Origin of the sequence: Nocardia coubleae NBRC 108252 (assembly GCF_001612805.1) — a bacterium.
Classification (GTDB): domain Bacteria; phylum Actinomycetota; class Actinomycetes; order Mycobacteriales; family Mycobacteriaceae; genus Nocardia; species Nocardia coubleae.
In genome coordinates, this window is the sequence record NZ_BDBD01000010.1 from 93,404 (window position 1) to 113,201 (window position 19,798).

Annotated in this window: 19 protein-coding genes; 7 read left to right on the plus strand and 12 right to left on the minus strand. The window is 68.0% G+C overall.

From position 1 onward, the window contains the following. The 4 genes from NCO8_RS08270 to NCO8_RS08285 all read right to left on the minus strand — a co-directional run bounded on the left by NCO8_RS08270 (position 1) and on the right by NCO8_RS08285 (position 4,002). Positions 1-291 (minus strand): hypothetical protein, encoded by a 291-nt coding sequence (locus NCO8_RS08270; protein WP_067485660.1) that lies wholly within the window; start codon positions 289-291, stop codon positions 1-3. A gap of 2 nt (positions 292-293) precedes the next feature. Then, positions 294-893, minus strand: a complete 600-nt coding sequence (locus tag NCO8_RS32380; protein ID WP_245655277.1) for an SAV_915 family protein — start codon at positions 891-893, stop codon at positions 294-296. 217 nt (positions 894-1,110) lie between these two features. After that, positions 1,111-2,406: a serine hydroxymethyltransferase gene (gene glyA / locus NCO8_RS08280; RefSeq protein ID WP_067485658.1), complete on the minus strand. Its 1,296-nt coding sequence runs from the start codon at positions 2,404-2,406 to the stop codon at positions 1,111-1,113. Between the two features lie 366 nt (positions 2,407-2,772). Then, positions 2,773-4,002, minus strand: coding sequence for a hypothetical protein (locus tag NCO8_RS08285; protein WP_067637815.1), 1,230 nt, complete (start codon positions 4,000-4,002; stop codon positions 2,773-2,775). A gap of 198 nt (positions 4,003-4,200) precedes the next feature. Between NCO8_RS08285 and coaA the strand changes: the two genes are divergently transcribed. After that, positions 4,201-5,133, plus strand: a complete 933-nt coding sequence (gene coaA / locus NCO8_RS08290; RefSeq protein ID WP_067485654.1) for a type I pantothenate kinase — start codon at positions 4,201-4,203, stop codon at positions 5,131-5,133. Here coaA and NCO8_RS08295 read toward each other — a convergent pair. The 4 genes from NCO8_RS08295 to NCO8_RS08310 all read right to left on the minus strand — a co-directional run bounded on the left by NCO8_RS08295 (position 5,130) and on the right by NCO8_RS08310 (position 8,351). Continuing rightward, the gene (locus NCO8_RS08295; RefSeq protein ID WP_067637817.1) at positions 5,130-6,215 is read right to left on the minus strand and encodes a hypothetical protein; all 1,086 of its coding nucleotides are present in this window, start codon (positions 6,213-6,215) and stop codon (positions 5,130-5,132) included. The genes coaA and NCO8_RS08295 overlap by 4 nt on opposite strands. Before the next feature lie 78 nt (positions 6,216-6,293). Beyond that, entirely contained in the window at positions 6,294-6,860 is a 567-nt protein-coding gene (locus tag NCO8_RS08300; RefSeq protein ID WP_067637819.1) for a hypothetical protein, read from the minus strand. 29 nt (positions 6,861-6,889) lie between these two features. Continuing rightward, on the minus strand, positions 6,890-7,669 hold the full coding sequence (locus NCO8_RS08305) for an isoprenyl transferase (protein WP_067485647.1): 780 nt from the start codon (positions 7,667-7,669) through the stop codon (positions 6,890-6,892). Positions 7,670-7,805: 136 nt separating this feature from the next. Continuing rightward, complete coding sequence (locus tag NCO8_RS08310; RefSeq protein ID WP_067637821.1) at positions 7,806-8,351, minus strand: TetR/AcrR family transcriptional regulator; 546 nt, start codon at positions 8,349-8,351, stop codon at positions 7,806-7,808. A 296-nt stretch (positions 8,352-8,647) separates the two neighbouring features. Here NCO8_RS08310 and trhA point away from each other — a divergent pair, with 296 nt between their 5' ends. Both trhA and NCO8_RS08320 read left to right on the plus strand, forming a co-directional pair. Continuing rightward, positions 8,648-9,322 carry a PAQR family membrane homeostasis protein TrhA gene (trhA, locus tag NCO8_RS08315; RefSeq protein ID WP_067637823.1) on the plus strand — a complete coding sequence of 225 codons (675 nt, stop codon included), beginning with the start codon at positions 8,648-8,650 and terminating at the stop codon, positions 9,320-9,322. A 118-nt stretch (positions 9,323-9,440) separates the two neighbouring features. Further along, positions 9,441-10,922, plus strand: coding sequence for an adenylate/guanylate cyclase domain-containing protein (locus NCO8_RS08320; protein ID WP_067638009.1), 1,482 nt, complete (start codon positions 9,441-9,443; stop codon positions 10,920-10,922). A 96-nt stretch (positions 10,923-11,018) separates the two neighbouring features. Here the strand turns inward: NCO8_RS08320 and NCO8_RS08325 are convergent, their stop codons facing one another. From NCO8_RS08325 to NCO8_RS08340, 4 genes are all read right to left on the minus strand, one after another. Next, the gene (locus tag NCO8_RS08325; protein WP_245655278.1) at positions 11,019-13,070 is read right to left on the minus strand and encodes a thioredoxin domain-containing protein; all 2,052 of its coding nucleotides are present in this window, start codon (positions 13,068-13,070) and stop codon (positions 11,019-11,021) included. 42 nt (positions 13,071-13,112) lie between these two features. Then, positions 13,113-13,910 (minus strand): CPBP family intramembrane glutamic endopeptidase, encoded by a 798-nt coding sequence (locus NCO8_RS08330; RefSeq protein ID WP_157104834.1) that lies wholly within the window; start codon positions 13,908-13,910, stop codon positions 13,113-13,115. A gap of 103 nt (positions 13,911-14,013) precedes the next feature. After that, entirely contained in the window at positions 14,014-14,418 is a 405-nt protein-coding gene (locus NCO8_RS08335; protein WP_067638011.1) for a type II toxin-antitoxin system VapC family toxin, read from the minus strand. Then, complete coding sequence (locus NCO8_RS08340; protein ID WP_067637828.1) at positions 14,415-14,687, minus strand: type II toxin-antitoxin system Phd/YefM family antitoxin; 273 nt, start codon at positions 14,685-14,687, stop codon at positions 14,415-14,417. Before NCO8_RS08340 ends, NCO8_RS08335 begins: the two co-directional genes overlap by 4 nt. A 185-nt stretch (positions 14,688-14,872) precedes the next feature. Between NCO8_RS08340 and NCO8_RS08345 the strand changes: the two genes are divergently transcribed. The 4 genes from NCO8_RS08345 to eat all read left to right on the plus strand — a co-directional run bounded on the left by NCO8_RS08345 (position 14,873) and on the right by eat (position 19,786). After that, complete coding sequence (locus tag NCO8_RS08345; protein WP_084456765.1) at positions 14,873-16,084, plus strand: transcriptional regulator; 1,212 nt, start codon at positions 14,873-14,875, stop codon at positions 16,082-16,084. A gap of 145 nt (positions 16,085-16,229) precedes the next feature. Then, positions 16,230-17,747, plus strand: coding sequence for an aldehyde dehydrogenase (gene adh, locus NCO8_RS08350; protein ID WP_067485636.1), 1,518 nt, complete (start codon positions 16,230-16,232; stop codon positions 17,745-17,747). Positions 17,748-17,760: 13 nt separating this feature from the next. Continuing rightward, positions 17,761-18,156, plus strand: coding sequence for a DUF779 domain-containing protein (locus tag NCO8_RS08355; protein ID WP_067637832.1), 396 nt, complete (start codon positions 17,761-17,763; stop codon positions 18,154-18,156). A gap of 163 nt (positions 18,157-18,319) precedes the next feature. Continuing rightward, positions 18,320-19,786 carry an ethanolamine permease gene (gene eat / locus NCO8_RS08360; protein WP_084456768.1) on the plus strand — a complete coding sequence of 489 codons (1,467 nt, stop codon included), beginning with the start codon at positions 18,320-18,322 and terminating at the stop codon, positions 19,784-19,786. Positions 19,787-19,798 lie beyond the last annotated feature (12 nt).

A 19,798-nucleotide genomic window follows, 5' to 3' on the forward strand; every position in this document is an offset into this window, starting at 1 on the left:
TTACACAACCTTCCAGTTCTCCCGGAGGATGGCGTCAGCGGTTGTGTCATCCTGTTCCTTGTATTTCGTCGCGGCCTCAGTCACCGCGGTAGCACTGGCGCCCATCCCGAGAACGAGGTTTCCCGCACTCTCCAGCAGTACAGAGAGAATGGCCAACGCAGACGGAGTGACCGTACCGGCATCAAACGAAGCAGGGACCTTATCGCTCGTACCATCGAGTTCCACACTCGAATTTGCGAGCGTCCGGGAAATCGTTTCCAACGCGTTCTGGTCGACGTAGAGCTCCGCCATGTCTACGCTGCCCCCCGATTCTCTTCCGGGATATGGAGATCCAGGATCAACAGGTCGAAAGGTTGTTCCTGCTGGAGACCGTCCAATGCCATCGTGGGCGCCCACATCCAAGGTTGGGCCGACCCGCAGCACTCATACAGCCGGTCCAAGGCCGAATAGGCCAAACAAGCAATCCTGCCGTCTCGTGTCTTGCGCAACAAAATTTGTGCGTCCTCGACTCGGTGGACAACCGACAATACCGGAAGATAGACGACGGGCGGAAACTCCTTCGGTAGCGCCATCGCTCGCGGTTTTGCCGACCTTTCGGTCTCAGCGACGGGGGCCCCACCCAGGCTCGCATGTGCCGAGCGAACGCCGGTTTCGGAAGTGGATACAGCTTCGCCGCGAACGCGGTACTCGTCGCGCTGGGTGCCGATAGCGTTCGATGCGCGGTCCAAGTGGTGCTTCGCGAGACTGAGCGCGTCCAGGATCACGTTCTCGCGGTCGGCGGTGTAACCGCCGCGGGGCTGCCCTACCTCGAGGCTTTCCGGGGCACGCAAGCTGTCCAGTAGAGCGAGAGAATCTGTGACGCTATCCATGGCTGCCTCGATCTTGGCGCGCAAGGCCCCTGAGGCTTCGGTGTCTCGCGGGGCCGGCTCGAAGCGGGGGTTTCGATATTGGGTCACTGCAATCCTTCCATCTGACGGAGTCCTGAAGCGCTCATTCAGATTGGACGCACACCCGGTCGCATCGGTTCCATGCCAGCCATATCGTTTCGTGTGAAAGACGAACGCCCTCGCAGACCGGGGGTCTGCGAGGGCGTTTCTGCTGGTCGGAGGATCAGCCGAGGAGGCGCCAGTCTTCCAGGCCCTGGTAGAGCGGGACGCTCTGGGCGAGCTTGGAGACGCGACCACGCAGGGTTTCGGTGTCGGAGGTGCCGGCGAGGGCGGCGGCGATGATGTCGGCTACCTCGGTGAACTCGGTGTCGCCGAAGCCGCGGGTGGCCAGGGCGGCGGTGCCGATGCGCAGGCCGGAGGTGACCATCGGGGGGCGCGGGTCGAAGGGGACCGCGTTGCGGTTGACGGTGATGCCGACCTCGTGCAGGAGGTCCTCGGCCTGCTGGCCGTCGAGTTCGGAGTTGCGCAGGTCGACCAGGACCAGGTGCACGTCGGTGCCGCCGGTGAGGACCGAGACGCCCTTGTCCTTGACGTCGGCGCCGGTGAGGCGCTCGGCGAGGATGCGGGCACCCGACAGGGTGCGGACCTGGCGGTCCTTGAACTCCTCGGTCGCGGCGATCTTGAAGGCGGCAGCCTTGGCGGCGATCACGTGCATGAGCGGGCCGCCCTGCTGACCGGGGAACACCGCGGAGTTGAGCTTCTTGGCGAACTCCTGCTTGGCCAGGATCAGGCCGGAGCGGGGGCCGCCGAGGGTCTTGTGCACGGTGGAGGACACCACGTCGGCGTACGGCACCGGCGAGGGGTGCAGACCGGCGGCGACGAGACCGGCGAAGTGCGCCATGTCGACCCACAGGTAGGCGCCGACCTCGTCGGCGATCTCGCGGAACTTCGCGAAGTCCTGGTGACGCGGGTAGGCCGACCAACCGGCCACGATCACCTTCGGCTTGGCGGCCTTGGCGATGTCGCGGACCTCGTCCATGTCGATGCGGTGGTCTTCCTTCGACACACCGTAGGAGTGGACGTCGTAGAGCTTGCCCGAGAAGTTCAGGCGCATGCCGTGGGTGAGGTGACCGCCGTGCGCGAGGTCCAGGCCGAGCAGGGTCTCACCGGGGTTCATGAGCGCCATCAGCACCGCGGCGTTGGCCTGGGCGCCGGAATGCGGCTGCACGTTGGCGAACTCGGCGCCGAAGAGTTCCTTGGCACGGTCGCGGGCCAGGGTCTCCACCACGTCGACGGCCTCGCAACCACCGTAGTAGCGGCGGCCCGGGTAGCCCTCGGCGTACTTGTTGGTGAGCACGGAACCCTGCGCCTGCAGGACCGCGCGCGGCACGAAGTTCTCCGAGGCGATCATCTCGAGGGTGTCGCGTTCGCGGGCGAGCTCGCCCGCCATCGCGGCGGCCAACTCGGGATCGAGCTCACCGAGAGACTGGGTATTCACCGAAGCGGTCGTCTGCGTCACGACCCTCAGTCTATGGGCCGGGTGCGCACGCCCCGGCACGGGGATAGCGCAACGGCGCCGCGCCCGCCACCCGGGAGACGCGGCTCACACCGCCCTGACCAGGTTCGATAGCCGTCGAACAGGCTTTTCCTCCGTAACACACGCGGTTCGGGTGACCGATGACACAGGTATGAACTTCGCACCTGTAGGCCCGATCGAGGCACTGCTGCTCGCGGTTCACCAGCTGGTCTGCACCCTGACCGGCGGCACGAACTGTGTGATCTACACCTAGAGAGGCCAGCCATGAACACCCTGCCCGTCACCCCGACCGTCGCGCCGTCGAACCCGGTCGAGGCCCTCCTGTTATACCTGGGCTACCTCATCTGTTCACTGACGAATCCCGGCGGTTGCGCCGTCATCCAGTAGGCGCCGGATCGCCCCCGGCGTGAGCGGTTCGTCCAGCAGGCGCCCGAACCGTTCGATGCGGTCCTGGGCGTCGACAGCGCCGTCGAGCCAGCCGCCGAGCAGGCGGTAGCCCTCCACATAGGTGCTGATGTAGGCGCGCCACAGCGGTGAGGACAGGAACCGCAGCGACTGACGGGCCCGCTCCGGCGTCGCCAGACTCCAGCGCTGCAGGAACTGCGCCACCTCGTCGTGACTGCGATGCTTGTCGTGCAGCAGCAGCGCCGCGTCCTGACGCACGCTGAGCAGTTTCGCCGACGCGGCCGAGAACCGTTCGGCGCGTTCGCCGTCGAAACGCAACCCCAGGTCGGCGTAGATCTCCTGCGCCCACACACCCCAGCCGGGCCCGACGATCGACTGCAGCGCGAGGTCGGCCAGGCCCTCGGCCATCAGGCACTGCGGTGTGTTGACCAGGAACAGCGTCTGCTCGTCCTCGCCCGCCGCGACCAGCCCGGCCTCCTTGCGGCAGTGCTCGGTGTGATGCCCGGGGTAGGACTCGTGGGCGATGAGCGCGGGCAGGTGCGCCATGTGCTGTTTGAGGTCGGAGTTGATGGCCACCGTCGAGCGGTAGTTGCCCAGGTAGTAGTTGAAACCGGACCACGGTTTGTCGCCGACCACCTCGTAGGTGACGTGTTCGTGGTCGGGCAGCGGGTACCGCGCGCGGACCCGTTCACGCAGGGCGCTGGAGAACGCTTCGACGCATTCGGGCAGCCGCTCGGGCGGGATCTCGTCGCCGCGCCGGTAAGCCGCGACCCGCTCGGCCAGCGGTCCGTCGCCGCCGAGCACCTCGTCCATCTGCCGGTGCGCCTCGCGATAGTCGTCGGGGTCGCCCGGTGTGATGTCGACGTCGAAGTACGCGCGGACCTCGTCGACGAAACCGATCTCCTCACCCGCGAACTTGCGCGCCGAACACTCCATCGCCACCAGGTGGGCGTCGAGGAACTCGGTGCGCTGGGGCGAGAGCCCGGCATCGGGCAGGGCCGCGCGCAGGTCGACGGCGCGCCGGACCAGGTCGGCGGGTACGGGCGCGGCGGCGTTGTCGATCTCGCGACGCAGCGCCGGATCGCCGGTGTAGGCGTCGACAAAGCCGGATTCGAGCCGATCGAAAGCCAGTCCGAGCCGCAGGTATTCGGTGACGAACGGATGAGACCCCATGCGCCGACCTTACGTGGTGAATTCGAAAAGCGGGCCCTACCTCGCGGTTGTTACTAGTTACCGACGGGTAGCCAAACCCCCCGTTGCGCACGGACGACCGACACGGAGCACAATCGCCGCATGCGGTCAGAGTTATCCCGGATCTCACCGAACGGGCAGCCCAGCTGTGCGTGTTTGCCCGAACGGAGCGTCGGGTAAGTGGCACGGATGAGCGAGCCGAGCCCGTACGTGGAGTTCGACCGGAAGCAGTGGCGCACCCTGCGCAAGTCGACTCCCCTGGTCTTGACCGAGGAGGAATTGACCGGACTACGCGGACTCGGCGAGCAGATCGACCTCGAGGAAGTCGCCGAGGTGTACCTGCCGCTCGCCCGCCTGATCCACCTGCAGGTCGCCGCACGTCAGCGACTGTTCGCCGCCACCGCCACGTTCCTCGGCGAGAAGCACCCCGACAAGCAGGTGCCGTTCGTGATCGGGGTCGCAGGCAGCGTGGCGGTGGGTAAGTCGACCACCGCGCGCGTGCTGCAGGCGCTGCTGTCGCGCTGGGATCACCACCCGCGCGTCGACTTGGTGACCACCGACGGATTCCTCTATCCCACAGCCGAACTCACCCGCCGCGGCATCATGCACCGCAAGGGTTTCCCGGAGAGCTACGACCGGCGCAAACTGCTGCGCTTCGTCACCGAGGTGAAATCGGGCGCCGAAGAGGTGTGCGCGCCGGTGTACTCGCACATCTCCTACGACATCGTGCCCGACGAGAAGCACTGCGTGCGCCAGCCTGACATCCTCATCGTCGAGGGCCTCAACGTGCTGCAGACCGGCCCGCGCCTGATGGTGTCGGACCTGTTCGACTTCTCCATCTACGTCGACGCGCGTATCGAGGACATCGAGAACTGGTACGTGCAGCGCTTTCTGGCGCTGCGCAAGACCGGCTTCGCCGACCCGAACGCCCACTTCCACCACTACGCCGGCTTCAGCGACGAGCAGGCCACGGCGGCCGCGCGCGACATCTGGAACTCCACCAACCGGCCCAACCTCGTCGACAACATCCTGCCGACCCGTCCCCGCGCGACCCTGGTGTTGCGCAAGGACTCCGACCACACCATCAACCGCCTGCGCCTGCGCAAGCTCTAGATCGGCGACCCCAGCGACACCACGTCGGTCGCCAGTTCCGAACGCGCACCGCCCTTTTCGACGACAAGCACGCCCTGCGGCGTGTCCCGCGCCGCGAGCGGCTCACCGCCGACCACCTGGATGACGGTCTGCTCGGAGCGGGCGAGCATGTCGATCACCGGTTGCTCGGCGACCGGCGCCCAGCCCTGGGCGGCCGAACGCAAGCGGTCGACCGTGCTGGTCGCCCCGGCCACATCGGCCCACTTGCGCACCGCGACGCTGATGACGTTGTCGCCGCTCCAGCGCGGGTTGTAGACCGTCGAGCACTCGCCGGGGACCGAGGGCAGGTCCGAGACGGCGTTGCTTCGCACGTCGATGGTCGCGACGAAACCGATGCCGCAGGAGGAACTGCGCGCGGTGGTGCCCGCGAGCACGAAGGTGTGCCCGTCGGGTCCGGCGGCGGCCGAGAGCTCGGAGTCGATGCCGGGCACCCGGCCCAGCGGCAGGATGGCATCCGAGCCGATCGCGTAGAGGTGGTTCTTCTCCCACCACAGCCCGCGGGACTCCGACCGTGCCAGCAGCACGTACTCGTCGGTGGCCGCGACCAGGCGGGCGCCGTCCCAGTTGCCACCCGAGAGCGGGCTCGGCGAATCCGGGAGCACGATGTCGCGTTCGGGCTCGGCGGGGGTGGTGCCCGCGAGGTCCTGGCTCATGATCTGGCCGGGCTCACGCCACCAGCCGACCACCGCGTCGCGCAGGGCGACCGCGTCGGTGCAGTCGCATTCGGTGCGCGTCACGGAACCGTTGTCCACGCTCAGCGCGACGAGCGTCTTGGACGCCGTCTCCACCGCGAACGCGAACGCACCGTCGCGGGTGAAATTCACCGGCGCCGCCGAATATCCGAAATTGCCCGACGCACGCACTGTTTCGGCGCCGCGGACGACAACCAGCTCACCTTCGGTTCGATACGCGAACACGCCGGAACGATCCGGCTGCTGGTTCGGGGTGATGACCGGCGCGGGCGTGCCCTCGACCCCACACCCGGCTACCAGGCCGACCGCACCGAGCGCCGCGATCCACGCACCTGCACGCGCAACTCCCACCGCTGTCCCCTACCTGTGTCGACGGGTCCGTTCCGGGCAGCAGCCTAGCCCGCGCACCACCGGAACCGGGGCGACTCGTCACAACTTCCAGGCCGCGTCCAACCTGGTCGCCACATCGATATTGCGCACCGCGGCGATCTCGGGCTTGCGGATCTCCTCGGACATGTACCGGGCCACGAACCGGCGGATCTCGTGATCGACACTGGCGAGCACCCGCAGCAACTGCCCGCGCTTGGTGGAACTGGCCACGTTCACCCGCACATCTCCCGGACGAGGCTCGGCGATGTCGATGACCACCCGCAGCGGGTCGGCCGTGCGTGCCGTCAGATGCAGGTGCACGGTGCCGTCCACCCGGAACCGCGACCGGTCGACCGCGAGATCGACAACCAGATCCACATGCAACGGGATCGTCAGCTCGAAGGAGATGAAGGCGTCGACGAAACGCAGAATGCGCGGCTGACCGAGCTCCACCTGCGCGGTGACCTTCGCCAACCGGCCCGGCCCCACCCCGATCGGGCCGAAATCGAAAGCGGCACCGGTGAGCTCACCGAACGCGTCCGCGATGCGCTGCTCGGACACGGCGTACTCGAGGAAACGCCTGCCGAACTCCTCATAGCTGATGTAAGACGCCTCATCAGGTTCCACGAACGCGACAGTACGCGAGGACTACGACATCACACCCCGAAGCGACGGTGCCGCGCCGCGTAATCCCGCAGCGCGCGAAGAAAATCGACCCGCCGGAACTCCGGCCAGTACGCCTCGGTGAACCAGATCTCCGAATACGCGCTCTGCCACAACAGGAAACCCGAAAGCCGCTGCTCCCCAGAGGTTCTGATCACCAGATCCGGGTCGGGCTGGCCCGAGGTGTACAGATGCTGGCCGATCGCGTCGACCGTGATCGACTGCACCAGATCCTCACCCGACTCCCCTGCCGCGATCTCCTGACGCACCAGCGAGCGCACCGCGTCGGTGATCTCCTGCCGACCCCCGTACCCCACAGCCACATTCACGTGCACGCCGTCGCGCCCGCTCGTGCGCTCGGCCGCCACCCGCAGCCGCTTGGCGATCAACTCGGGGAAACCGGCGAGCGAACCGACGATCCGCACACTCCAGTTCTGCTCCGGCGCCGACAACTCCTCGACCACATCGGTGATCACCTCGAACAGCGTCTCGAGCTCCTCGGGATCGCGGCGCAGGTTCTCCGTCGACAGCAGGTAGACGGTCACCATCTCGATGCCCTCGGCGGCACACCAGCCGACCAGCTCGGCGATCTTCAGCGCACCGACGCGATGACCGTGGCTTACATCGGTGAACCCGTTCTCACGCGCCCAGCGTCGATTCCCGTCGCACATCACCGCCACGTGGCGGGGGTGCTGCTTGTCGGCCAGCTGCTTGGACAGCCTGGCTTCATAGACGCGGTACGGCAACCCTCGCACCCGACCGAAAAACTCCACGCCCGCACCCTACGCCTGGGCCGCCTCCCCGTGACTTTTGCCGGTCGTGGGTGCGGGGTGAGAGGCGTGCCGGGCCGGCGGTGAGGAGGTACTCCGGTTTTGGGGTGGCTGGGGAGTTACCCATGTTCTTGCGAGATCAGGGGGCGGCTTTCTCGGGATCTTTGAGGTAGGCGCGTAGGAAGGTGTCGGTCGCGGCTTCGGCGACGGTGCGTAGTTCGGTGGGCGGGATCTTGCGTGCGCCCATGCGTGAGCGTGCCTCGAGGGGGCCGGTGAGCAGGGCCAGGTACTGCTCGGCGGCTGTGTCCGGGTCGCAGGCACGCAATCGGCCTGCCAGCGCCAGGCGGGCCAGTCGGTCGGCCAGTGCTTCGCGCAATCGGACCGAGGTGCGCTGCTGCACTTGGAGGGCCAGGTCGGCGAAGTCCTCGGCCTGCGCGTAGGCCAGCCGGTGCAGGGACCGGCCGCGCTCGCTCGCGCACACCTGCAGCAGCCGGTACGCCGAGTCGAGGAACGCCTGCCGCGGATCGTCGCCGACGTCGCGCAGGGTGTCCACGGCCGCAAGGGTTTCCGCGCTCACCACATCGGCAGCCGTCAGCAGCGCTTCCCGGAACAGGGTGCCCTTGTCGGTGAGGTGGTTGTACACGGTCGGTTTCGCGACACCGGCCTCGTCGGCGATCTCCTGCACGCAGGTCTGGGCGTACCCGCGCCGCGCGAAGACCGCGAATGCATTCCGAACTCGGCGCCGAGATCATGGCCATGCATGAGCGCAAGGCCGCCATGTACCCGGAGTGGGCCGAACTGATGGCGACCATTCCCGAGGTCCGCTTTGCCTGATCACGCCCTTCCGCGGACTGCCTCCGGTGGGGCAGGCGGGTGGATTCTGTTTGTGTGGTTGTCGGCACCTTCGGCGGTGGTGGGCAGGGGTCTCACGTACCGTTGGGGCGTAACTTACGGTTCCGTAGGTTTGACTGGGAGGTTGTCGTGGAGGCGGTCGGTAGCGATTCGGGTGTGCCTGTCGCGCTGGTGAAGCCGCGGTTTCGCGGGTGGATTCATACGTGGGCGTTCGGTGTGGCCGTGGTCGCGGTGGCGGCGCTCGCGGTGGCCGGGTTCGCGCGCTCGACCACGGCCGGGTGGGCGACGGTGGTCTACGGGGTCGCGGTGTGCGGGCTGTTCGGCGTGAGCGCGGTGTACCACCGGGTGACCTGGGCGAGCGTGCGGACCCGGGTGCGGATGAAGCGGCTGGACCACTCGATGATCTTCGTGTTCATCGCGGGCAGTTACACCCCGTTCGCGGTGCTCGGCCTCCCCGACAGCACCGGGCGGACCTTGCTGATCGTGGTGTGGGTGGGGGCGCTCGCGGGAGTCGCCCTCAAGGTGCTGTGGCCGACCGCGCCCAGATGGGTCGGCGTGCCGTTGTATCTGCTGCTCGGGTGGGCCGTGGTACCGGTCGCGCCGACCCTCCTGCACAACGTGGGGTTGTGGCCGCTGGTGTTGCTCGCCATCGGCGGGGTGATCTACAGCGTGGGGGCCGTGCTGTACGCGACGAAGTGGCCCAATCCGTGGCCGGACTTCGGACACCACGAGTTCTTCCACGCGGCGACCGTCGTCGCGGCGCTGTGCCACTACATCGCGATCTGGCTCGTCGTGCTCGGCTGAGCGGCGTGCGTGCGCGGTGTCCTCGGCCGCGCCTTCTATGCTGGACAGTTGTGTCGATCATTCGCGCGGCTCGCCCCGCCCCGGCCCCGTCACGGGGTGCGGTAGACGGGTGTGCGCGGTGAACCGGCTGGTCCGCTGGCTGCTGCGGTCGCACTGGGGGCTCGCCCTCGTAGTCATCACCGCCAACTTCGTCGGCGTCGGCGCCATCTTCCTCATCTCCTGGGCCGGTGGCGTGTTCAGCCGGGTCGGCGACGACTGGCACGACGCGGCCTGGCTCATCGCCATCTACCCCGCCTTCGGGTTCACCCTCGGCATCGGCCTCGCGATCTACGACCGCCGAAAACACCTGCGCTGGCTCGACGAAGGACGCAAACCGACACCGGACGAAGCTCGCCAGCTGATCCGGCTGCCCGCCGCGATCACCGTGCGCGCCGTGCTGATCTGGCTGCCCGGCATCATCCTCACCGTGTGGCTGGTCGACCGGTTCACCGACTACCACAACACCATCGTGATCGGGGCGGGGTTCATTCTCGGCGCCCTCGAATCGGCGGGCGTGATCTACCTGATCCTGGACCGGCTGATCCGCCCGACCGTCCCCATCGTCGCCGCCGTCCTCGGACCGACCGTGCATCCGAGTGCCACGGTGCTGGTGCGCGTGCTCGTCACCTGGGCGGTGTCCGGTGCGCTGCCGGGGCTCATCGTCATCGTCGTGCTCAGCGACCGCACCACGCCAGCGAGCGACCGGGTGCGCGCGGCCTGGATGTTTTCGATCGTCGCCCTCGCCGTCGGAATGCTGGCCACCGCACTGCTCGCGCGCTCGGTCGCGACGCCGATGCGGGCCATGTACCGGGCGCTGGACCGGATCACCCGCGGAGAGCTCGATGTGCGGGTTCCTGTCGGCAGCGCGAGTGAGATCGGGCGGCTCGAACACTCCGTCAACGAACTGGCCACCACCCTGCGCGAACAGGCGCACATGGAGGACATGTTCGGCAAGCACGTCGGCTCGACGGTCGCCGAGCGCGCGCTGGCAGGCAGCGCCGACCTCACCGGCGATGTGCGCACGGTGTCGGCCCTGTTCATCGACGTCACCGGTTCGGTGCGGCTGTCGGCCGAGATGGAGCCGGTGGAGTTCGTGCACAAGCTCAACCGGTTGCTGGCCACCGTGGTCGCGGCCACCGAGGACAACGGCGGCCTGGTCAACAAATTCCAGGGCGACGCCGCCCTGTGCATCTTCGGCGCGCCCTCGGCGCTGCGCGACAACGCCACCCCGGCCCTGCGCGCCGCCCGCCGCATCCGCGACGAAGTGGTGGCCACCGGAGAGCTCGACATCGGTATCGGCGTGGCACGGGGCAAGGTGTTCGCGGGCGACGTCGGCTCCGACACCCGCCTCGAGTTCACCGTCATCGGTGACGCCGTCAACGAGGCGGCCCGGCTCACCACCGTCGCCAAGGAAGTGACGCGGCGGGTGCTGGTCAGCGATGACGTCGTGCAGGCGTCCGCACCCGCCGAACGCGCCAAATGGAAGCGGCACAAGGACATTCGGCTGCGCGGCATCCCCGGGCGCACCCGGACCTGGACCGATATCCCACCGAACCGCTGATCGGCGGCACCTGCCGACCGGCCGAATCGAATCCGCTTGCCCCACAAGGGCGGAGGTCGGGCCTGATTGCCGACAAGACCAGGCCGAGACCCTCTGTCAGGTGCGCAGCGCCAGAGTCAGGTCCGCAGGGTCGGTGACGGGGAGGTCGCAGATCGAGCCTCGGCAGACGTAGGCGGCGGGGTGACCGTCGACGAGGGGGCGGTCGGTGAGCAGTGGGGCAGCGTCCGGGGGCGCGGCGAGCACGATCGAGCCGCCCGGTGCGGCCGTGCGGGCAGCTGCCAGGAGTTCCATGGTGGCCGAGGTCTTTTCGGTTGCGGCGATGGCAACCTGGAACGGGCCGCGGACGGCGGCTTCGGCGACGGCGAGCCAATGGCCCGCAGTGCGTGGCGCGCGGTCGAGCAGGAGTGCGCCGCGGGCGAGGGTATGGTCGGCCAGTTCGCGGTAGTGGACGGCGCGGTCGGGGTCGGCGACGGCGGAGGCGGTGAGCAGGGCCTCGGCGAGGGCGGAGGTGCCCGAGGGGGTGGCGCCGTCGATGGGGTCGCGGGGGCGGGTCACCAGGGTTTCGGCGTCGTCGGCGGTGTCGAACCAGCTGCCGGGACGGTCGGGGTCGGCGAAATGCTCGATCGCCGCGTCGAGGATCACCTGGGCGGCGGCGAGCCAATCGGGTTCGCCGGTGGCCTGGTACAGGGCGAGCAGGCCGGTGGTGAGCCAGGCATAGTCCTCGAGCACGGCGGGTGGGGCGCCCGCGACACCGTCGAGGGAGGCGCGGCGCAGGCGTCCGTCGACGAGGTGCACGTCGAGCAGGAAACGCGCGCACCGCACGGCCGCCGCCACCCAGGACGGTTCCTCCAGTGCCGCACCGGCTTCCGCGAGCGCGGTGATGGCCATCCCGTTCCACGCGGTGACCACTTTGTCGTCGCGCGCCGGTTGTGGACGCTCGGTGCGCACCTGGAACAGCTTGGCGCGCAATCGGTCGAAACGGGCCGACTGTTCGGCATCGACCGGGTCGCTGTGGCGGGTGAGCACGGAGGTGCCCTGTTCGAAGTTGCCCGCCGTGGTGACACCGAACGCGTCGGCGGCCCACATGCCGTCGAGTGGGCCGAGTTCGCCGACCAGCTCGGCGGGCGTCCACACATAGGTGGCGCCCTCCACACCCGGACCGCCCGGCTCGAGCTGGGTGTCGGCGTCGAGCGCGGAGGCGAATCCACCCTCGGCGGTACCGAGGTCGGCCAGCAGGAATTCGACCGTCTCGCGGGAAACCCTGTGCGGCAACGATTCCAAGGGGGTCGCCGGTGCGCGTCTGGCCAGGTGAGCGTAGGCGCGCAACAGCAGGGCGTTGTCGTAGAGCATCTTCTCGAAGTGCGGCACAAGCCAATTCGCGTCGACCGCGTATCTGGCGAACCCGCCGCGCAACTGGTCGTAGATACCGCCGCGCGCCATCGCCTCGGCCGCGCGCTCCACCAGGTCGAACACGGCCTGGTCGCCGGTGCGCTCCCAGTGCCGCAGCAGGCCCTCGAGCATCGCCGACGGCGGAAACTTCGGCGCCCCACCGAATCCGCCGTGTACCCGGTCCTCGTCGGCGGCGACGGCGAGGACCGCTTTGTCCAGAAGCTCGGTGGTGAGGGCGATCTCGCCGTCCGGCAGGCCGGTCGCCTGCGCACGCAATGCCTCGGTGACCTGGTCGGCGGCCTTGTCCACCTCGTCGCGGCGGTTGCGCCACGTCTCGGTGATGGCTGTGAGCAACTGGGTGAACGAGGGCATCCCGCCGCGCGGCTGCTTGGGGTAATAGGTGCCGCAGTAGAACGGCGCACCGTCGGGGGTGAGGAAGCAGGTCATCGGCCACCCGCCCTGCCCGGTCATGGCGACGGTCGCGGTCATGTACACCGCGTCCAGGTCGGGGCGTTCCTCCCGATCGACCTTCACGCACACGAAGTCGGCGTTCATCTGCTCGGCGGTCGCCGCGTCCTCGAACGACTCGTGCGCCATCACATGGCACCAGTGACACGACGCGTACCCGACCGAGAGCAGGATCGGCACATCCCGCTCGGCCGCCTCGGCCAGTGCATCGGCATCCCACTCCCGCCAATGCACCGGGTTGTCGGCGTGCTGACGCAGATACGGCGAAGTCGCGCTACCCAACCGGTTCACGCTGCCAGCGTGCCACACACGCGGAGACAGTGCCGACAACCATCAGCGGCGGGTTTCCACCGCGCGAACCGTCATGGTGGCCACGGCGACCAGCACGGCTGCCACCGCGACGAAAACGATCTGCGGCCGGTCCGTAGTCGCGTCCCCGGCCAGCAAGTATCCCGCGATATTGATCAGCCAATGCCCGATCGAGGCGACCAGCACACGCTGACCGAAACTCCCCGTGCCCAGATAGCCGAGCACCATCGCGAACGCCATCGTCGCCACGAAGAAGCACCCCGCGACCACCGGCCCGGCCGTGAAGGCCTGGACATGCCACAGCGCCCATACCGCCCCGGTCACCGCCACCGCGCCGAACCTGGCCATCCGCGCTTCGAGCATCGGCTGCATCAATCCCCGCCACCCGATCTCCTCCCCACCGGCCCCGACCAGTTGCACCACGAGAAACACCACGAAGGGCACGCTCCCGATCGCGGCAGGCCCCACGGTGGCCGTCCCCGACACAACAGCCGCCCCCATGAGCAGCAACCAGTACCCGACACACACCGCGACGATCGCCGCGACATTCCCCGCCACCCGCCGACCGGAAACCGCAGCGGGGAGCACCGCAGTCACGGTCTTCCGGAACACCAGCCATGTGACCAACGCACCGATCGCCGGGGCGAACTGAACCAGCGAAAGCACGGCCGGATCTATCCCCGAAAGTGGTTGCACCGCAAGGAAGAGCACCGAAGCGGCAAGGGTGGTCGCAACGTAGACACCGATCGCACCCCATACGTTCACCCCACCTGCTGTTCGCTCCATGTCGGCGGGTCTCGGGGAGATGTCGGCGATACGCACGTGACCACCTTGACTGTCCCGACCCAGCCACACATCACTCCGCAGTCCGATTCAGTTGTTGTACCGCAGCGGTATTGACAACTTCCCGCTCCGGCTCAGCACCTCAGAGCGCGACAACCTCGAGCATGCTCTCCAGCCCTTTGAAGTCGGCGGCGTTGCGGGTATAGAGCGGAAGCGAGTTCGCCGAGGCGATCGCCGCGATGAGCAGGTCCATCCGCCGGGGGCGTGGGTCACGGTTCGCGGCGATGGTGAGCGCGACCAACGTTCCGTACCGAGTCGCTGCGGCTTCGTCGAACGGCAGCGGGTCGAATTCGACGATCGCGGCGCCGAGGTGCTCCGAGCGCTCGGCGCGACTCACCGGATCCTCGGCCATCGCGACGCCTTGATTGAGTTCAGCCAGGGTGATGGCGGTGATCTCCGGGGTCTCCGGCAGATTGTTCGGGTCGAGCGATCCGAGGTCGAGGTAGGCGCACGTGTCGAGAACACCCGCCGGATGCCTGACGCTCACCGGCCGCTCCACGGGTCGTCGTCGCCGATCCTGTCCTCGGTGCCGAAGAATTCGTCGGCTTCCCGACGCATCGCGGCATAGTCCACCCGGGGCAGACCACGATGCCGTACGACCAGTTCTTCCGCGCTGCGGCGCCGACGCCGGCTGACCGGCCGCACCTCGGCGATCTCGACACCGTTTCGGGTGACCAGGATGGTCTCGCCCGCCTCCACGGCATCCATGACCGCCGCGGAATTGTTCCGCAGCTCGCGCTGACTGATCTGCCTCATAGGTCAAGTGTAGCCCTGCGGGCTACACCGGGCTACACCCTTGGCTCGCAGCGAGCGGGCAGCGAACTTTTCCGGAGCACCTGTGCGCAGCTCAGCGGTACCACCACCGAAACGGCTGTTGGGCGGGGCATAGGTGGGGCATTATTGGGGGCGAAGTCCCTGATAGCGACCGGACAGGAACCCCCATGGCACCGCAGCTGACGCTCTCCGCGCAGCGGGCTGCGCTGGAGCGGGAGTGGGCGCAGTGGGTGCCTGCGGGGGAATCGGCGCTCGGGCGGAGTTCCGGGGTGCGGGCCGAGGTGGCGCAGTCATGGTTGCGGTCGTTGCGGACGGTGGATCCTGGGCGCGATTGCGCGCCCGAGAGCGAGACGGATATCGGGCCGAAGTGGGCCGAGTCGCCGCTGCGTGGGCCGGTGAGCGAGTTGAAGGACCAGTTGCACAGCGTGGCCGACGACGCGGGGTATGTGGCGGCGGTGACCGATGCTTCGGGGACGATTCTGTGGACCTACGGCGGGCCGGTCATGCGGCGGCGGGCCGAGCAGGTGAACTTCGCGCCGGGTGGGCGGTGGGATGAGGCGCACATGGGGACGAACGCGCTGTCGCTGGCGTTGCGCACCGATCGGCCGCACACCGTGTTCTCGGCCGAACATCTCGTCGCCGCCCTGCACGGCTGGGTCTGCTATTGCGCGCCGATCCGCGCGGCCGACGGCACACTGCTCGGTGTGCTCGACCTGTCGACCACGTGGAAACGCTCCCACCCGCTGGCCATGGCCACCGTGCGCACCATGACCAGTGCCATCGAAGCCAAACTGCACGCGGCCACACCCGCACCGGCGGGCATGCGGCTGACCTGCCTCGGCACGGGCCGGTTGATGCGCGACGGCACTCCGATCCGGTTGCGCCCACGTCAGCTGGAGATCCTCACCCTGCTCGCCCTCAGCGACGACGGCTACAGCCACGAACGCCTGCACTACGCCGTCTACGGTGACCGCGCGGTCGGCGCGAGCACCCTGAAATCGGAGATGTCGTACCTGCGCCGCGCCACCGGCGGCGACATCACCAACCGCGTCTACCGCTTCACCACTCCCCTGTCCTGCGACGCGCTCGACGTGCTGCGCGCCCTGGAATCCGGCGACCTCGACACCGCCGTCCGGCTGTATCACGGTCCGCTGCTTCCGGATTCGGAAACACCCGGCATCACCGAATGGCGCGACTATCTCGCCGTCGCCATGCGCAACGCGGTCCTGGCCAGCCCCGACCCCCACCACGCCCTCACCTACGGCGAAGCCGCCCCCGACGACATCGCCGTCCACGAACACGCCCTCACGCTGCTCCCCGCCCGCGACCCCCGCCGAGCCGTAGCCACCGCACGCCTGCACAGCGCGCAGAGGGCATAGGCGCCGCCGCAGCGCAAGAGCCGTTTTCCGGGCCGTGATCACCGGCATCGGGCGCCACGAGATCCGCTCTCAACGTTTCATCAACCCTCGGGGTGGATAGTGATGGGCGTCACGCACTACCGGAACCAGCGAGGAGTTTCCGCACATGATCTACGCCAAGCCGGGCGCCGAGGGCAGCATCGTCAGCTACGCCCCCAGGTATGACAACTTCATCGACGGCAAGTGGGTTCCGCCGGTCGAAGGCCGGTACTTCGAGAACACCTCGCCGGTGGACGGTCAGCCGTTCTGCGAGATCGCCCGTTCCACCGCCGCCGATATCGAGCTGGCCCTCGATGCCGCGCACCGCGCCGCCGACGCCTGGGGCGCCGCCTCCGCCGCCGAGCGCGCCAATATCCTCAACAAGATCGCCGACCGCATCGAGTCGAATCTCGAGGCCCTCGCTGTCGCCGAGACCTGGGACAACGGCAAACCGGTTCGCGAAACCCTCGCCGCCGACCTGCCGCTGGCGGTGGACCACTTCCGCTACTTCGCCGGTGCGCTGCGCGCGCAGGAGGGTGGGATCAGCGAGGTCGACGGCGACACCATCGCCTACCACTTCCACGAGCCGCTCGGCGTTGTCGCCCAGATCATTCCGTGGAACTTCCCGATCCTGATGGCCACCTGGAAGCTGGCGCCCGCGCTGGCCGCCGGTAACGCGGTGGTGCTCAAGCCCGCCGAGCAGACACCGGCCTCGATCATGAAGGTCGTGGAGCTGATCGCGGATCTGCTGCCGCCGGGAGTTCTCAACGTGGTCAACGGTTTCGGGGTGGAGGCGGGCAAGCCGCTCGCGTCCAGCCCGCGCGTGGCCAAGGTCGCCTTCACCGGTGAGACCACCACCGGCCGGCTCATCATGCAGTACGCCAGCGAGAACATCATCCCGGTCACCCTGGAGCTGGGCGGCAAGAGCCCCAACATCTTCCTGCCCGATGTGATGGCCGCCGACGACGACTACCTCGACAAGGCCGTCGAGGGCTTCGTGATGTTCGCGCTGAACCAGGGCGAGGTGTGCACGTGTCCGTCGCGCGCGCTGATCGCGTCGTCGATCTACGACGAGTTCATGGAACGCTGCGTGCAGCGCACCAAGGCCATCGTCAGCGGCAACCCGCTCGACGAGGCGACCATGATCGGCGCGCAGGCCAGCAACGACCAGTTCGAGAAGATCCTGTCCTACATCGACATCGGCAAGAAGGAAGGCGCCGAGGTACTCACCGGTGGCGCGGTCCGCGCTGTCGACGGCCTGGACGGCGGCTTCTACATCGAGCCGACGATCTTCAAGGGCAGCAACGACATGCGCGTGTTCCAGGAGGAGATCTTCGGCCCGGTCGTCGCGGTGACCACCTTCGACTCCACCGACGAAGCACTGAAGATCGCCAACGACACCCTCTACGGTCTCGGCGCGGGCGTGTGGACGCGGGACATGAACACCGCCTACCGCCTCGGCCGCGGCATCAAGGCGGGCCGGGTGTGGACGAACTGCTACCACGCCTACCCGGCGCACGCGGCGTTCGGCGGCTACAAGAAGTCCGGCATCGGCCGCGAGAACCACAAGATGATGCTCGAGCACTACCAGCAGACCAAGAACCTGCTGGTCAGCTACTCGCCGCAGAAGCTCGGCTTCTTCTGATGGTGCGCCGCTGATGGTCCGACGAGTAGACCTCACCGACAAGGCGGCAACGCTGCTCCGGGACCTGACCGGGCTGCACGGCCCGGTCATGTTCCACCAGTCCGGCGGCTGCTGCGACGGCAGCTCCCCCATGTGCTACCCACGCGGTGAATTCCGCGTGGGCCGCTCGGACGTGCTGCTGGGATATCTGCCCGGCGACATCCCGTTCTGGATGAGTGCGGACCAGTTCGAATACTGGAAACACACCCATCTCACCGTCGACGTGGTGCCGGGCCGGGGCAGCGGTTTCTCGCTGGAAGCCCCCGAGGGCGTGCGGTTCCTGATCCGTTCACGCCTGCTCACCGACGAGGAGGTGGCCGAGCTGGATTCCCAGCCGCCGCCACCCACCGGTGACACCGTTTCACCGTGATGTGAAACACCAACTATCACACTGTTTCCGCAGGTCGGCGGCGCTTGATACGCGCCGCTGATCTGTGGGATCCACGGCCGTAACAGTCGTCAACCATTCTTCAACCCTCGACGATCACCGTTGCCGTCGCTACGCGCTTGCTTGTTGATGAGGAGCTTTACCTGTGAGTACCGACGCCGTTCCCGCCCCCACCGCCGATCCGCCCGCCGACGGTTACCTCGCCAAACGCACCGCCCAACCACCCGCCGACGACTATCTCGCCAAACGCACTCTCCGTTCCGGCACCGCCGGCTGGGTGCTGCTGGCTGGTCTCGGCGTGAGCTACGTGATCTCCGGCGACTATTCCGGCTGGAATTTCGGCCTGGCCGAAGGCGGATTCGGTGGCCTGCTGATCGCCTCGGTGATCATCGCCGGCATGTATCTGGCCATGGTCCTCGGCATGGCCGAACTGTCCTCGGCGCTGCCCGCCGCGGGCGGTGGCTACACCTTCGCCCGGCGCGCTCTCGGGCCGTGGGGTGGGTTCGCCACGGGCACAGCGGTTCTCATCGAGTACGCGATCGCGCCCGCCGCCATCGCCACCTTCATCGGCGCCTACGTGGAATCGCTGAACCTGTTCGGGATCACCGACGGCTGGTGGGTGTACCTGGCGGTGTACGCGCTGTTCATCGGCATCCATCTCGGCGGCGCGGGTGAGGCGCTCAAGGCGATGTTCGTGATCACCGCGATCGCACTTGTCGGCCTGGTCGTGTTCGCGATCGCGGCGGTCGGCCGGTTCGACGCCGCCAACCTGACGAACATCGCGCCGGACGCGGCGGCCACCGGCTCCTCGGCGTTCCTCCCGTTCGGCTACCTGGGCATCTGGGCAGCGATCCCGTTCGCCATCTGGTTCTTCCTCGCCGTCGAAGGCGTGCCGCTGGCCGCCGAGGAAGCCCGTGAACCGGAGAAGAACGTGCCCAAGGGCATCATCGTGGCGATGCTGATGCTGATGGTCACCGGCGCGGTGGTGCTGTTCCTGGTGACCGGTGCGCTCGGCGCCCAAGACGCCTCCGTCTCGGGCAACCCGCTGGTCGAGGCGCTCGGCGACAGCGCGGCGGCCAAGGTCGTCAACTACATCGGCCTGGCCGGACTGGTCGCCAGCTTCTTCTCCATCGTCTACGCCTACTCGCGCCAGACCTTCGCGCTCTCCCGTGCCGGGTACCTGCCGACCAGCCTGTCGGTGACCAACTCCCGCAAGGCGCCGATGCTCGCGCTCGTCGTGCCCGGCATCATCGGCTTCGCCCTCTCGCTCACCGGCGAGGGAGCCATGCTGCTCAACATGGCCGTGTTCGGCGCGGCCGTGAGCTACGTGCTGATGATGGTGAGCCACATCGTGCTTCGCCTCCGTGAACCGAACATGCCCCGCCCCTACCGGACCCCCGGCGGCATCGCCACCACCTCGTTCGCGCTGGTGATCGCGGCCGCCTCGGTGGCGGCGACCTTCCTGGTCGACCCGAAGGCGGCGCTGTTCACCCTCGGCGTGTTCTGCGCCTTCATGGCGTACTTCGGCCTCTACAGTCGCCACCACCTGGTCGCCAAGTCACCCGACGAGGAATTCGCCGCGCTGGCGAAAGCCGAAGAGGAACTCGAGTGATCCGCTGACCGT

Bases quoted from the DNA above. Each gene is read 5' to 3' on its own strand.
- NCO8_RS08270 (WP_067485660.1), bottom strand. From the start codon at position 291: ATGGCGGAGCTCTACGTCGACCAGAACGCGTTGGAAACGATTTCCCGG.
- NCO8_RS08285 (WP_067637815.1), bottom strand. From the start codon at position 4,002: ATGGGGTCTCATCCGTTCGTCACCGAATACCTGCGGCTCGGACTGGCT.
- NCO8_RS08340 (WP_067637828.1), bottom strand. From the start codon at position 14,687: ATGAGGCAGATCAGTCAGCGCGAGCTGCGGAACAATTCCGCGGCGGTC.
- NCO8_RS08345 (WP_084456765.1), top strand. From the start codon at position 14,873: ATGGCACCGCAGCTGACGCTCTCCGCGCAGCGGGCTGCGCTGGAGCGG.
- adh (WP_067485636.1), top strand. From the start codon at position 16,230: ATGATCTACGCCAAGCCGGGCGCCGAGGGCAGCATCGTCAGCTACGCC.
- NCO8_RS08355 (WP_067637832.1), top strand. From the start codon at position 17,761: ATGGTCCGACGAGTAGACCTCACCGACAAGGCGGCAACGCTGCTCCGG.